The sequence below is a fragment of the Bacillus sp. 01N45 genome, from assembly GCF_056399205.1.
On sequence record NZ_JBFTQW010000001.1, the window covers coordinates 459,593 to 473,242 of the forward strand.

The 13,650-nt window shown below is 35.9% G+C and carries 12 protein-coding genes; 1 reads left to right on the forward strand and 11 read right to left on the reverse strand.

All coding sequences use genetic code 11. The features are described 5' to 3' along the window. The first annotated feature begins 50 nt into the window (after positions 1 to 50). The gene (locus tag AC1DMU_RS02365; protein ID WP_001247671.1) at positions 51 to 197 is read left to right on the forward strand and encodes a YycC family protein; all 147 of its coding nucleotides are present in this window, start codon (positions 51 to 53) and stop codon (positions 195 to 197) included. Between the two features lie 186 nt (positions 198 to 383). Here the strand turns inward: AC1DMU_RS02365 and AC1DMU_RS02370 are convergent, their stop codons facing one another. The 11 genes from AC1DMU_RS02370 to xseA all read right to left on the reverse strand — a co-directional run bounded on the left by AC1DMU_RS02370 (position 384) and on the right by xseA (position 13,624). Further along, complete coding sequence (locus tag AC1DMU_RS02370; RefSeq protein ID WP_476941463.1) at positions 384 to 1,910, reverse strand: glycosyltransferase family protein; 1,527 nt, start codon at positions 1,908 to 1,910, stop codon at positions 384 to 386. Between the two features lie 292 nt (positions 1,911 to 2,202). Next, positions 2,203 to 2,766 carry a PRK06770 family protein gene (locus AC1DMU_RS02375; protein ID WP_088064386.1) on the reverse strand — a complete coding sequence of 188 codons (564 nt, stop codon included), beginning with the start codon at positions 2,764 to 2,766 and terminating at the stop codon, positions 2,203 to 2,205. Positions 2,767 to 3,020: 254 nt separating this feature from the next. After that, positions 3,021 to 3,815 carry a sporulation transcription factor Spo0A gene (spo0A, locus tag AC1DMU_RS02380; RefSeq protein ID WP_033658812.1) on the reverse strand — a complete coding sequence of 265 codons (795 nt, stop codon included), beginning with the start codon at positions 3,813 to 3,815 and terminating at the stop codon, positions 3,021 to 3,023. A gap of 287 nt (positions 3,816 to 4,102) precedes the next feature. Next, positions 4,103 to 5,401 (reverse strand): SpoIVB peptidase, encoded by a 1,299-nt coding sequence (spoIVB, locus tag AC1DMU_RS02385; RefSeq protein WP_048546381.1) that lies wholly within the window; start codon positions 5,399 to 5,401, stop codon positions 4,103 to 4,105. A 118-nt stretch (positions 5,402 to 5,519) separates the two neighbouring features. Then, entirely contained in the window at positions 5,520 to 7,259 is a 1,740-nt protein-coding gene (recN, locus tag AC1DMU_RS02390) for a DNA repair protein RecN (protein ID WP_000947743.1), read from the reverse strand. Positions 7,260 to 7,525: 266 nt separating this feature from the next. Further along, positions 7,526 to 7,975, reverse strand: coding sequence for an arginine repressor ArgR (argR, locus tag AC1DMU_RS02395; protein WP_001032581.1), 450 nt, complete (start codon positions 7,973 to 7,975; stop codon positions 7,526 to 7,528). A gap of 142 nt (positions 7,976 to 8,117) precedes the next feature. After that, positions 8,118 to 8,957, reverse strand: coding sequence for a TlyA family RNA methyltransferase (locus AC1DMU_RS02400; protein ID WP_088064387.1), 840 nt, complete (start codon positions 8,955 to 8,957; stop codon positions 8,118 to 8,120). Between the two features lie 3 nt (positions 8,958 to 8,960). Beyond that, complete coding sequence (gene dxs / locus AC1DMU_RS02405; RefSeq protein ID WP_046956368.1) at positions 8,961 to 10,853, reverse strand: 1-deoxy-D-xylulose-5-phosphate synthase; 1,893 nt, start codon at positions 10,851 to 10,853, stop codon at positions 8,961 to 8,963. Between the two features lie 302 nt (positions 10,854 to 11,155). After that, complete coding sequence (gene ispA, locus AC1DMU_RS02410; RefSeq protein WP_000150365.1) at positions 11,156 to 12,046, reverse strand: (2E,6E)-farnesyl diphosphate synthase; 891 nt, start codon at positions 12,044 to 12,046, stop codon at positions 11,156 to 11,158. Further along, positions 12,046 to 12,276, reverse strand: coding sequence for an exodeoxyribonuclease VII small subunit (gene xseB, locus AC1DMU_RS02415; RefSeq protein WP_000428423.1), 231 nt, complete (start codon positions 12,274 to 12,276; stop codon positions 12,046 to 12,048). Before xseB ends, ispA begins: the two co-directional genes overlap by 1 nt. Then, a complete protein-coding gene (gene xseA / locus AC1DMU_RS02420; RefSeq protein WP_000415269.1) occupies positions 12,266 to 13,624 on the reverse strand; it encodes an exodeoxyribonuclease VII large subunit in 1,359 nt (452 codons plus the stop codon). Before xseA ends, xseB begins: the two co-directional genes overlap by 11 nt. Positions 13,625 to 13,650: the final 26 nt, after the last annotated feature.

A 13,650-nucleotide genomic window follows, 5' to 3' on the forward strand; every position in this document is an offset into this window, starting at 1 on the left:
CCTCACTCCCCCAATCTTATGCTATACTATACGAAAAAGGAGGTACTTCTATGAGACCATTACAAATTTCTCCAGACACTGCAGTCCGCCTATCAAAAGCATTAGGTGTTCCACTTGAACAACTTATGCATATGCCGCAGCACATTCTAATTCAAAAGTTAGTTGAATTAGAAAAACAAAATAAAGACGAGGAATAATACAGTCCTGTTTTGCAGGGCTTTTTATTATTTTCTATTATATCACGGATGACTTCCCTACTAAAATCCTTTAACAGATATACTATGATTCCATTTAATCTTTTTTTCAAACATTTATAATCAATAAATTAAAACCCCTCTTTTAATAAAAGAGGGGTTTCTTACTACTCATTTCAGTTACTCAAATTATGCATGTTTCTTTTCTTTATTAAAAATCATAAACAATTTATACAACCCTAAAGAAGCTGGAATATTCATAAATGCAAATGCTTCATAAGTATAATGAGGAGCTGTTTCCCATAGTAATAAGAAAGTAAACACCCCTAACGTACTAATCATCGCAATTCGTATAACTTCCGATTCATTTTCATCTTTCTTTTTATAAAGTATAACAGCCGCCAGAACAGCTACATAAACAAATAATTTGATAACATACGAATATACAGTAACGATTTTATACTTCGTTGTACTATAGTTCGATACGTAATTAGTTATCGTGTCGTTCTTCTGCTCAAACCATTGTCCAATACGGTACATGGAGAACTGACTTGATACCCATTCTCTAGTTATTTTTTCATTTAAATGGTGTACATAACCCGTTACACCAAATTCACTGAAACGCTGCACTATAACTCCTTTATTGTGTTCATTTAAATCCTTCGTATTCTTTATGTTTTCATCATCAATATAATCTGCATCTGCCTGATTCCACACACCGTACGTATCTTTGTTCAACCCCATTTTCACCCAATGAGTGAATGGAATTTTTTCAATTTCATTATCGGTACTGAGATTTAGCTTTGTCGTTATACTTTTAAAACTTACAATAAGGATTAAACAAAATAAAACACTACTTAACACCTTTACAGAATACTTCTTACGAAATTTAAAAATATTCTCAATTAAAATCGCTAACGCTAACGCCAATGCTGTCGGTCTTATAATATAAGTACAAGCCGCAAAAACTCCTAATAAAATCCATAAAATAATCTTCAACCTTTTTGTTTCCGCTGTTTTCAAACATAAATATGTATACATCGTTGCTGAAATAAAAAATATTACTAATGTATGCGTATAGAAAACTGGCGCCTGCCAATATATAAAAATGTTTAGCACAGTTAACACGATCGATATGTGAGCAACTTTAAAGTTTGTAATTTTCCTTACAATCAATACATTTAAAATAATACTACCTGTTATACATACTATTGGTAATATTTTTATCGCCACATCTACGCTTCCTACCAATTTAGCAAAATATCCTCCTAATAATACAATATGTGTATTATATGGATAAAATAGAAGCTGTCCCATTTCTAAAAATTGATTATCTCCATTAAACACAGAGACAATTCCTTGTTTAAGGATGGCATAATCTCCTACAACAGGGTTAAATGCGATAGAAGTAATCATTATTTCCGTCGTCAAAATGATTACGATACCTAAAGCAATCATAATATTTGTGTACGTTCTTTTCATTTTATTAATAACCCATTTATAATACATAAAGAAGAGCGCAAATAAAAGCAACGTCGCCGCTAGAACAGCACCGACTTTTTGGGGAGTGTACTCCTCAGTCGGATAAGGAAATTCACCACTCATCAAAATTGTTTTGGGGATAAAAAATTTACTTACTATCATTGAAAATATAGATAAAAACACCGTCATAACAATGATTGGGTAAGCTCGATTCACTATTTTTTTAAAAGTCATTCATCCATTCTCCTATATCTCTAACTTTCCAAATCAATGATACGTTATGGAAATTATGATGTCAAACCCACGTATTTCCTGTACATATCCTTCTTTTCACTACATTTTTTCACATAAATTTATATATTCCCTCAAAACCCTTAAATCGAAGGAAATAAAAAAACTCCCTAAAAGGAAGCTTCTTCGTAATCTATAGTTTATCTCACTATTTACAGGCAGTAAGAATCCCGGCACACAATTTGACGATGGCGTTAGGTGCGGGATGGGAGCCCCTACTAATTAAAGGTTCATTTTATTGCACATGTGGCGCATCTCCTGAATCGTATAGTTCTTTCGCTTTTTCCTCCCCGAATGTAGTTAAAATATAATGTTGCTCTTCTACCGCATCCATCGCTCTAGTGGCTTTACAAGTGCTACCTTCTTGGGCATCCGAGAAATAATTGTGATCTTCTACAATTTGACTAAAATCTTTTTTCGCCCATCTATCAGCAATCTCTAAAAGCTCATTTTTTTTCGCAAAGCCACTCTTATTTATGATATTTTTTAATTTTTCAGCATTATTTTGAATCATTGGAATGGATTCTGATTTTCGTTCTGCTACTACTTTTTGATGAGTCATGTGATGCATCACTGTAATGACTTCGCTTTCAGTAGAATTTTCAGTAACATACACATCAACAAAGACTCCATCTACCTCTCTACCTACTATCGTTGGATCTTCTTTTTTATCTATTTGAGCATTCACTTCTTTATCTACTGGATTATCGGCAAGTTCTAACATTCCAAATGTAACTGCAACAGCAAGAACTCCCATAGCTGCTACTATTCCTAGCCAAGTTAATATTTTATTTTTCATTCCCCTTCTCCCTATCTATACCTATTTAATTATCTTATAAAAAAAACTCACTTATATGTAATATTACTAAAAACAGGATTTATCTTCCATGATATCAAATGATCTCTTGTTCTCAATAAAATAAAAAGACCAACGAATTCTAAAATTCATTGGTCATTAAATAAAAAGTTCATTGGTTTTACATTTAATATCGAGTATAAATTTAAAGAATGATTAAGCTTTACTAAAACTTAAATCCCTTACTATCTTTACTCTCAGCTAGCCTTATGTTCAAGTCTCAGCTTATCCGCAACCATTGCGATGAACTCGGAATTCGTAGGTTTTGCTTTTGACATGGATACTGTATAACCGAATAAGGACGAAATAGAATCAATATTCCCACGACTCCATGCTACTTCAATTGCGTGACGGATTGCACGCTCGACGCGGCTTGCTGTTGTATTATATTTCTTCGCGATATCTGGATACAATACTTTCGTAATAGATCCAAGTAATTCGATATCATTGTACACCATAGAGATTGCTTCCCTTAAGTACATATACCCTTTAATATGAGCAGGCACACCGATTTCATGAATGATACTCGTAATGCTCGCGTCTAAGTTTTTCGGTTTTCCATCTATTGTAGTTGCTGAACGGAAAGATGGAAGTGGACGTTTAATGGTAGCGTTCGCCTTACCGCTCACTTGACGAATATGACTCGTTAAATTCTCCATATCAAATGGTTTTAATATGAAATATGAAGCACCTAAGTCAACAGCTTTTGTCGTCACATCTTCTTGTCCAAATGCTGTCAACATAATTACGCTAGGCTGTCTTAGCCTTTCAATATTTCGCATTTTCTCTAGTACAGCTAAACCATCTAAATGTGGCATAATAATGTCTAAAACAAGTACATCCGGCTGCTTATCATTTAATAAATTTAAACACTCTTGACCATTATAAGCAGTACCGATTACTTCCATATCATCTTGAGCAGCTACGTAACTCTCTAGCATTGATACTAATTCTTTATTATCATCTACAAGACAGACTTTAATTTTCTCCACAGCTTTTCCTCCCTTACCGAATCGATTCTCCGACATGTGTATCCTTCTAGGCTACATGAATTGTTCGACAATTGTGTGAAAATTCCCTTTTAAAGTTTGTTACTTTCCGATAAAATCACAAAAAAATATGTTTATCGTTCATTTATTCCCTTTCGCAACACATTCCATCATAGAAATACAACGAAACGTTCAACCCTTTTCTTTTATTTTACAACAAAAAACACCTCTTGCGGAGCTTTTACAAAATTTCAACGAATTTTTCAAAAGAAAAGCGAGCTAATTAATAATTAGCTCGCTTTTCTTTCTTGTTCATAAATGTTAATTCCAGCCTCATGTAACATCCATTCAATATGAACACCATATCCTGACGTTGGATCATTTACAAATACATGTGTAACAGCACCAATTACTTTCCCGTTTTGTACAATTGGACTTCCGCTCATGCCTTGTACGATACCACCCGTTTTCGCTAATAAACGTTTGTCTGTTACTTTTATTACCATGCCTTTTGTAGCTGGAAACTTTTGCGGTACTGTACTTACAACTTCAATATCAAACGCTTCCACTTTATCTTTATCAATAACTGTTAATATTTTTGCCGGTCCCTCTTTTACTTGATGAGATAGTGCAATAGGCATCGCTTTATCCATTACACCATTTGGTATATTTGTATTCAATTTCCCGAATATACCAAATGGACTATTTATTGTAATATTACCAATCACTTCACGATCTGGTGAGAACCTCGCTAATTTCTCTCCTGGATTCCCATGACTACCTCTTTCAATTGATGTAACTGTCGAACGCATAATTTGTCCATCTTCGACTTGAATCGGCTTTTTCGTATCGTTATCAGAAATGACATGACCAAGTGCCCCATATTTCATAGAATCAGGATGAACAAATGTCATTGTTCCGATTCCAGCTGCCGAATCACGAATATATAAACCAATACGATAAGACGATTCTCCACTGTCTTTTTGTGGTGTTAACTTAGTGCGGATATGTTTTCCATCTCTTAACAAAACAAGATTAAGCGGTTCACCTGTTTCACCACTATTATGAATAAATGGTGCTACATCACTCATTCTTTCAATTGTTTTACCATTAATTTCAGTAATCATATCTCCAATTTGCACACCAGCTGTTTCACCAGGAGATACTTTCCCTTTTTCAGTTTGAATTAAATGATGGCCTACAACAAGTACCCCTTTTGTATTTAACTTCACACCAATTGATTGTCCACCTGGAATAACTTTAAAATCTTTCAATACTTTCACATTTACTTTTTTCACTGGAAAACCAGCAAGCTGAAACACCATATCTGCTTCACCATTTTGATGAGGATTTACCATAAGTCCTTGTTTTTGTTCATTGGAACTTACTGTAAACACATGACGATCTGTAGATGAAGCGTGAAAAACTGGTAATGAAGCTATTTCTGATTGTTGCCCTTCAAAAACAACAAGTTGCTTCGGGGATGAAATAAACGTCCGAAGCGGTTTAAAACACCCAATAAAAACTAAAGAAACAAGGAGACAAAGACCTATTATTTTGCGAAATCTTTCTAATCTCAATTTGTTCACTCTCCTCGCTCCTACCCCACATTCAGCCTCTTGGCTTCACTTTTTAATCTCTCCTTGCAGTGCTTTATTTATAACCGGAAGAATTAAGAAATCATTATTTGAGAAAAAAAGCTATCCATTACTGGATAGCCTCTGCTGTCTGTTTAAAATGATGCGCTTGCGTAAGTAATTCTTTCGCATGTTCTGTCGTTAAATCTGTAATTTCCACACCAGAAATCATTCGAGCTATTTCTGTTACTTTATCCTCCATAGTTAAAACGGTAACTGATGTAATTGTCCGATCATTCGCTACTTGTTTTCGAATAAATAAATGTGAATCCGCCATTGAAGCTACTTGAGGTAAGTGCGTAATACAAAGTACTTGCGAGTTTACTGATACTCGATAAATTTTTTCCGCAATAGCCTGTGCAACCCGACCACTTACACCAGTATCCACTTCATCAAAAATAACAGATGCAACACCTTGATGCTTAGAAAAAATGCTTTTTAAAGCTAAAATAATACGAGATAACTCTCCGCCAGAAGCGACCTTTGAAAGTGGTTTTAGCGGCTCACCTGGATTTGTTGAAATATAAAATTCCACATGATCGTAGCCATCCGCCGTAAGTCTTACCGGGGCACCCTCAACAAGAGGCTCTTCAGCATTTCCTTCTCTCTTCATGATTCTCACTTCAAATTTTGTTTTCTCCATATATAATTCTTTTAATTCCTGATGAATGGCATTTGTAAGATGCTCTGCAAGCTCATGACGCATATTACTTAACGACGTTGCTTCTTGCAGAATAACACTTTCTAATTCCTTTAATTGCTTCTTCGTCGTTTCAATATGAACGTCTTTATTTTCAATCGTAAAAATTTCTTGTTCAATTTTATCAGCATACGCTAAAATCTCTTCTACAGTATTTCCATATTTTCTCTTTAGCATACGAATTTCATTTAAACGCGTTTCAATTTCGTCTAAACGCTTCGGATCATATTCCATCATATCGAGCTTTTCTCTAAGTTGATATGCAACTTCTTCTAATAAGTAGTAGCTATTTGCAATTGAATCATGATTTTCTTGATAAACTTCATCTAAATGTGTAATACTCTCCATTTGTCCCATTGCGCTTCGTACATTATCTAACCCTTGTCCGTCAGCGCTTAATGAGCGATATGCATCGCCTAATGCTTTGTAAATTTTTTCGAAATTAGAAATTTGCAATCGTTCTTCAGTTAATTCAATTTCTTCATCCATCTTTAAATCCGCCTTACTGATTTCTTCATGCTGGAATTGAATTAAATCTAAGCGATGCGCCATTTGTTGTTCATTTTCACTTAACGATTTTAACTGTTTTTTTAATTTCTCATAGTCAGCGTATACATTTTGATATATACCCAATTGTTTAACAATGCGATCTCCATCAAAATGATCAAGCATAAACATATGACGCTCTTCATTCATTAAATCTTGTGTTTCGTGCTGCCCATGAATATCAACAAGTGTTTTTCCAATTTCCTTTAATATACTAAGGGTGACCAGTTTCCCATTTACACGACATACACTTTTTCCGTTTGCAGCGATATCACGCTTCAAAATAATCATGCCGTCTTCTATTTCTATATCCAACTCTTCTGCCTTTTCAATACACGGATGCTTATCATCTTCTACATAAAATAGCCCTTCTATCTCAGCTTTTTCTGTTCCGTATCGAACAAATTCCGCTGAACCACGGCCACCTACAAGTAAACTAATCGCATCAATAATAATCGATTTTCCGGCCCCTGTTTCACCACTTAAAACCGTTAACCCTTTTTGAAAAGAAATATTTAATGCCTCAATAATAGCAAAGTTTCTAATCGATAATTCCGATAACAATGCCCCATTCACCTCGTTATAAACTAATCCCCTATTAAGGGCTTTTCTCAGTTCTTCATTCAAATAGTCAAACTATATGTTTGTATGTATAAATTACTTTTCTAACCGCTCCATTGTACCAAACATTCGTTTTACGGGTCAATCCACCTATTTTCTAATTTTATTCAAAGAAAATATTATATTACAATTAAGAATTCACATTTTTAACCAATAAAAAAATCCTGTTCACTTTCCACTTTACAGAGGAAAGCAAACAAGATTTTTTTTTACAACATATTTAAGAAACGATCAGAGACAACACCTGTATCTTCAGGTGTACGGCAAATAATTAAGCAAGTATCATCACCACAGATGGTTCCGATGATCTCATCCCACTCTAAATGATCAATAAGTGCTCCAAGTGAATGAGCGTTACCAGGCAATGTTTTTAGCACAAGCATATGTCCTGCCGTGTCTAATTTTACAAATGAATCCACTAGATTGCGTTTTAATTTTTGTAACGGGTTAAATCGTTGATCTGCTGGCAAGCTATATTTATAGCGCCCATCATGTAATGGCACTTTCACTAAGTGCAGTTCTTTAATATCGCGCGATACTGTTGCTTGCGTTACATTAAATCCCTCATTACGTAAAATATCAACTAATTCATCTTGTGTTTCAATTTCTTTGTTCGCAATAATTTCCCTGATTTTAATATGGCGCTGACCTTTATTCATACATTTGCACCTCACACTATCTCTTACCATAGTTTAAACATTGGTATACTTCACTTATTTATGTTAACTTATTATTCGTTGCTTGTACACAATTGTTTTTACAATCATTATACAATTACAACAAAAAGAGGAACAACATATGTTATTCCCCTTTTCCTTTTTGTTTTAGGATATCATGCGCCTCTGTAACTACTTGCTCAACAGAAACTGGAGAATGATTTTCGCCATTCTCACGTTCACCATGCCATTTCAGATGAATTAAAAATTCAATATTACCATCCCCGCCGGTAATTGGTGAGAATGTTAAACCTTCTACGTCGTATCCTTCTTTTATAGCAAAGTCGACAATCATTTCTACGACAGCCTCATGTACTTTTCGATCACGAACGATACCTTTTTTCCCAACTTGCTCTCTTCCAGCTTCAAACTGTGGTTTAATTAACGCTGCTACATCCCCATTAGGCATAAGCATTGTTTTTAAAACCGGCAGTATAAGCTTTAATGATATAAATGAAACATCGATACTAGCAAATTGCGGTAAACCACGTTCTAAGTCTGCTGGTGTCACGTAACGGAAGTTTGTCCGTTCCATTACGACAACACGCTCATCTTGACGCAATTTCCACGCAAGTTGATTGTATCCTACATCTAATGCATAAGATAATTTCGCTCCGTTTTGAAGCGCACAATCTGTAAAGCCACCAGTTGATGAACCAATATCTATCATAACTTTATCTTGTAAATCCAGGTGAAATGTCTCCAATGCCTTTTCAAGTTTATAACCACCACGGCTTACATACGGCATAACTTGTCCCTTCACCGTAATCTCTGTATCTTGTGGGATCTTCTCTCCTGGCTTATCAAGTCTCATCTCATTCGCATATACAAGTCCGGCCATAACGGCGCGTTTTGCTTTCTCACGTGTTTCTATAAGTCCTCGCTCTACTAATAGTACATCTACTCTTTCTTTTTTTGCACTCATTTGTTACGCCCTTTTTTGTTTTGATGGAATCATTGTATGAATACGGTCTACAACAGCATCTGTCGTTAAACCAATTTCTTCTAATAATTTTGTTACACTACCGTGCTCTATGAAACGGTCTGGAATACCCATTCGTTCAATTAACGCACTATGGTACCCGTTCTCAGATGCAAATTCAACTACTCCCGTTCCAAAACCACCAATTAAGCAAGCTTCTTCAATCGTTAAAATCGGTATATTTTTCCCTAAGAGATCATGTAAATATGCTTCATCCATCGGTTTAATAAAGCGAGCGTTCACTACTTTCACTGAAACTCCAGCCTTTTCAAGACGCTCAGCTGCTTCCATTGCCATTGGTATTGTCGTACCAAATGTTAAAATAGCCGCTTGTGTACCTTCTTTTAACGTTTCCCAAGTACCGATTGGAATCGCCTTTAGTTCTTCATCCATATGAACACCAAGTCCATTACCACGCGCATAACGTAATGCGATTGGTCCATCTTCATATTGCATCGCCGTATATACTAAATGTTGCCCTTCATTTTCATCTTTCGGCATCATAAGTACCATATTCGGCAAATGACGTAAGAATGAGATGTCAAATACACCTTGATGCGTTTCACCATCTGCTCCTACTAAACCAGAGCGATCGATTCCGATGAAGACATTTAAATTTTGGCGACATATATCATGAACAACTTGATCATATGCTCTTTGTAAAAATGTTGAATAAATCGCTAAGAATGGCTTCATTCCTTGCGTTGCCATACCCGCCGCCATTGTTGTAGCATGCTGTTCTGCAATACCTACATCAATCATACGATCCGGGAATTCTTTTTGGAATTTCTCAAGTTTCGATCCAACAGGCATTGCAGGTGTAATTGCAACGATACGCTCATCCGTTCTCGCTAGCTTAAGTACTGTATCACTAACAACAGCACTCCATGCTGGTGCAACTTCTTTCGGTTTAACGAAGTCACCTGATTCAATTTTATAAGGTCCTGTTCCATGCCAAGTTCCAATAACATCACTCTCAGCTGGTTTATAACCTTTTCCTTTTTTCGTAATAACATGAACAAGCACTGGGCCTTTTGTTTTCTTTGCATATTGCAACGTTTCGAATAACTTTTCATAATCGTGCCCATCAACTGGACCTAAATATGTAAAGCCTAATTCTTCGAAAAAGACACCGGATACTAGTAAATATTTAAGACTATCTTTTATTTTCTCTGCTGTCGCAGCAACTTTCCCACCGACTGCTGGGATTTTCTTTAATATATACTCTAGTTCATCTTTTACCCAATGGTATTTCCCTGCGGTACGTAGACGTCCAAGTACATTATGAAGCGCACCAACGTTTGGTGCAATTGACATTTCATTATCATTCAAAATAACAATCATGTCTGTTTTTTCATGTCCAATATGGTTCAATGCCTCTAAAGCCATTCCGCCGGTTAGAGCACCATCTCCAATGATTGGTATAACATATTCTTTCGTTTTCTTTAAATCACGTGCTAGAGCCATTCCCATTGCAGCAGATAATGATGTTGAGCTATGGCCAGTTTCCCATACATCATGCTCACTCTCGCAACGTTTTGGGAAACCACATAGACCTTGATATTGCCTTAATGTACCGAATTCCTTTGCACGTCCTGTTAAAATTTTATGTACATAGGATTGATGTCCTACGTCCCATAAAAATTTATCTTTCGGACTATCAAATAATTTATGCAGAGCAATTGTGAGTTCTACTACACCTAAATTAGGTGCAATATGTCCACCTGTTTGAGAGAGCTCTTCAATTAAAAACTTACGAATATCCTCACTCAATCCCTCTAGTTCACCGATAGACATATCTTTCAAAAAACTAGGGTTTTGAATTTGCGTTAGATCCACATGGATCACTCACTTTCATTTCATAATCTGTCAACATGTCAAATATTATAAAAAACATTTACACAAAACAAGAAATTATCTTTTTTTATTTTTCACCTTGTCCTGCAATTAACCAGTCTATTGCGCCCTAATCCTATTATAAACCATATTTCTTTAGGCGATGAAAAAAATAGCCGCTAACACGAAGTGATAACGGCAATGTAATCTACATATATTTTTGCCAATAACAAGAAAAGAAAAACCTTTTCCTACATTTATATCATAAAATGATGAATGACTCAACAAATGGAAACGCTGTTATATTAGTTATTACGTTTTGCAATCAAATCGCAAATAGATAGTAAATATTCATCTTGTAATTGCAAGGAACCAATAGCACCTTTTGCTTTTGCAATTGTTTCTTCTAAAATATCCTTCGCTCTATCTACAGTAAATAACGTCGTATATGTGCTCTTTTCGTTGGAAACATCACTACCAATCGGTTTTCCAATCTCTTCTTCGGTTCCTTCCACATCTAAAATATCATCTCGAATTTGGAAAGCTAGGCCGATATATTTTGCAAACGCAAGTAACTTTTCTTCTTGTTCTTCTGTGGCATCAGAAAGTATCGATCCTGCAAGTACAGCGAATTCAAGTAGTTTCCCAGTCTTATGCTTATGAATATACTCCAACTCATCAATCGTAAGCTGTTTCCCTTCAGCTTCCATATCTGCCACTTGTCCGCCAACCATTCCTTCTGGTCCTGCCGCTTTTGCAAGCTCAAGTACAAGTCTTACTTTTTTTTCAGCAGAGATTTCCTTTTGTTCATATGCCATAATAACTTGAAAAGCATACGTCAACAAACCATCGCCTGCTAAAACTGCCATCGCTTCACCAAATACTTTATGATTTGTGGGCTTACCTCTTCTTAAATCATCATCATCCATACAAGGTAAATCATCATGAACTAACGAGTATGTATGTATCATTTCAAGAGCACAAGCTGCACCTATTCCAAGATTTCTTTCTTTACCAAACGCTTGTAATGTCGCAAATAAAAGTAACGGGCGGAGACGCTTTCCACCCGCTTCCAAAGAATATGCCATCGCTTCACGAAGTACATTTGGACATTGTAATTCATTTGCATAGCTTACAAGCTTCTCTTCTACGAAAGTTTTACTTTCTTTCAAAAAAGTATCAAAAGCAATAGTCACTATGCTTCATCTCCTAAAGCAGTAAACGGTTCAAGCTCTCCATCTTCCCCAAGAATAACTGCCATTTGTTCTTGTACGTTCTTCAACTTCTCATCACAAAGCTTAGATAATTCCATACCCTCTTTAAAATAAGAAATTGCTTCTTCTAAAGGTACGTCACCTTGCTCTAGCTTAGAAACGAGGTGCTCAAGTTGCGAAATTGCCTCTTCAAAGCTTAATTTATTTTCCATTATTCAATTCACGCTCCTCTATGCCTGATACGCTACAATCTAGTATTCCATCTTGTAATTGAACTGAAACAGCATCTCCAAGGCTGACATCTTTCACACTTTTTAACACTTGCTTCTCTTCATCATATACAAGCCCGTACCCTCTCATCATTACTTTAAGCGGACTTAACGCTTCAAGTTTTTGAGCAGCTCTTACAAAGGCAAATTCTTTCGTTTGAAGTAATGTTTGCATTTCACGTTGCAATTGCTTTTGCAATGTTTCAACCGCTACCTTCGTTTGCATAATTTTTTGAGCTGGGTGGTGCTTCTCTAAATAAAATGAAAGCTGTTTTAACTGATTTACCTTTTTATCAATATAGCGCTCTTTCGCTAAAACAAGCTGTTCTAACGCTCTATCTAATTGCTCTTCTTTTTGCTCATATACTTGTCTTGGATAACGGAACGCATAAGATTTTTGCAATACTTGTAGTTTTTCTTCTTTTTTATGTACTAACTCTCTCATTGCTCTTTGCAATCTTAGAGTTCTTTGTAATACCTTTTCTTGTAACTCTATAATGTTAGGCGCTGCCAGCTCAGCTGCTGCAGTCGGTGTTGGCGCACGTAAATCGGCAACAAAATCCGCAATTGTAAAGTCCGTTTCATGGCCTACTGCCGAAATAATAGGGATCTCACTCTTAAAGATTGCCCTTGCTACCATTTCTTCATTGAAAGCCCATAACTCTTCAATAGAGCCTCCCCCTCGCCCAACGATTAGGACATCTATCTCTCCCATTTCATTCGCTGTACGAATCGCTTGTACAATTGAGGGAGCTGCTGACTCCCCCTGTACAAGTACCGGAAACACAATAACATTTCCAATTGGATAACGACGTTTAATCGTTGTTATAACATCACGAATCGCTGCCCCTGTTGGCGACGTAATCACACCTATTGTTTTAGCATAAGGAGGAATTGTTTTTTTATAAACTTGAGAAAACAAACCTTCTTCCTCTAAACGAACCTTTAATTGTTCGTAAGCTAAATGCAGGTTTCCGACTCCGTCAGGCTGCATGTCTTGAATATAAATTTGATAAGAACCACTCGCCTCGTAAACGGAAATTTTCCCTTTCACAAGTACCTTCATCCCATTTTCAGGTCTGAATTTAATATTACGATTATGACCCGCAAACATAACCGCTGCGATTCTTGCATTTTCATCTTTCAATGTAAAGTACATGTGGCCACGACTATGATTTTTAAAGTTGGAAATTTCACCTTTTAACCAAACAGACTGCAAATGCGGATCATATTCTATTTTTGTTTTTATATAGCGTGTTAACGCTGTAACGGTTAAATATTGTTTTTCCATTTCTCTCTCCTCATAGCCGACTCAAA

Bases quoted from the DNA above. Each gene is read 5' to 3' on its own strand.
- AC1DMU_RS02365 (WP_001247671.1), top strand. From the start codon at position 51: ATGAGACCATTACAAATTTCTCCAGACACTGCAGTCCGCCTATCAAAA.
- AC1DMU_RS02370 (WP_476941463.1), bottom strand. From the start codon at position 1,910: ATGACTTTTAAAAAAATAGTGAATCGAGCTTACCCAATCATTGTTATG.
- AC1DMU_RS02375 (WP_088064386.1), bottom strand. From the start codon at position 2,766: ATGAAAAATAAAATATTAACTTGGCTAGGAATAGTAGCAGCTATGGGA.
- argR (WP_001032581.1), bottom strand. From the start codon at position 7,975: ATGAATAAAGGTCAGCGCCATATTAAAATCAGGGAAATTATTGCGAAC.
- AC1DMU_RS02400 (WP_088064387.1), bottom strand. From the start codon at position 8,957: ATGAGTGCAAAAAAAGAAAGAGTAGATGTACTATTAGTAGAGCGAGGA.
- xseB (WP_000428423.1), bottom strand. From the start codon at position 12,276: ATGGAAAATAAATTAAGCTTTGAAGAGGCAATTTCGCAACTTGAGCAC.
- xseA (WP_000415269.1), bottom strand. From the start codon at position 13,624: ATGGAAAAACAATATTTAACCGTTACAGCGTTAACACGCTATATAAAA.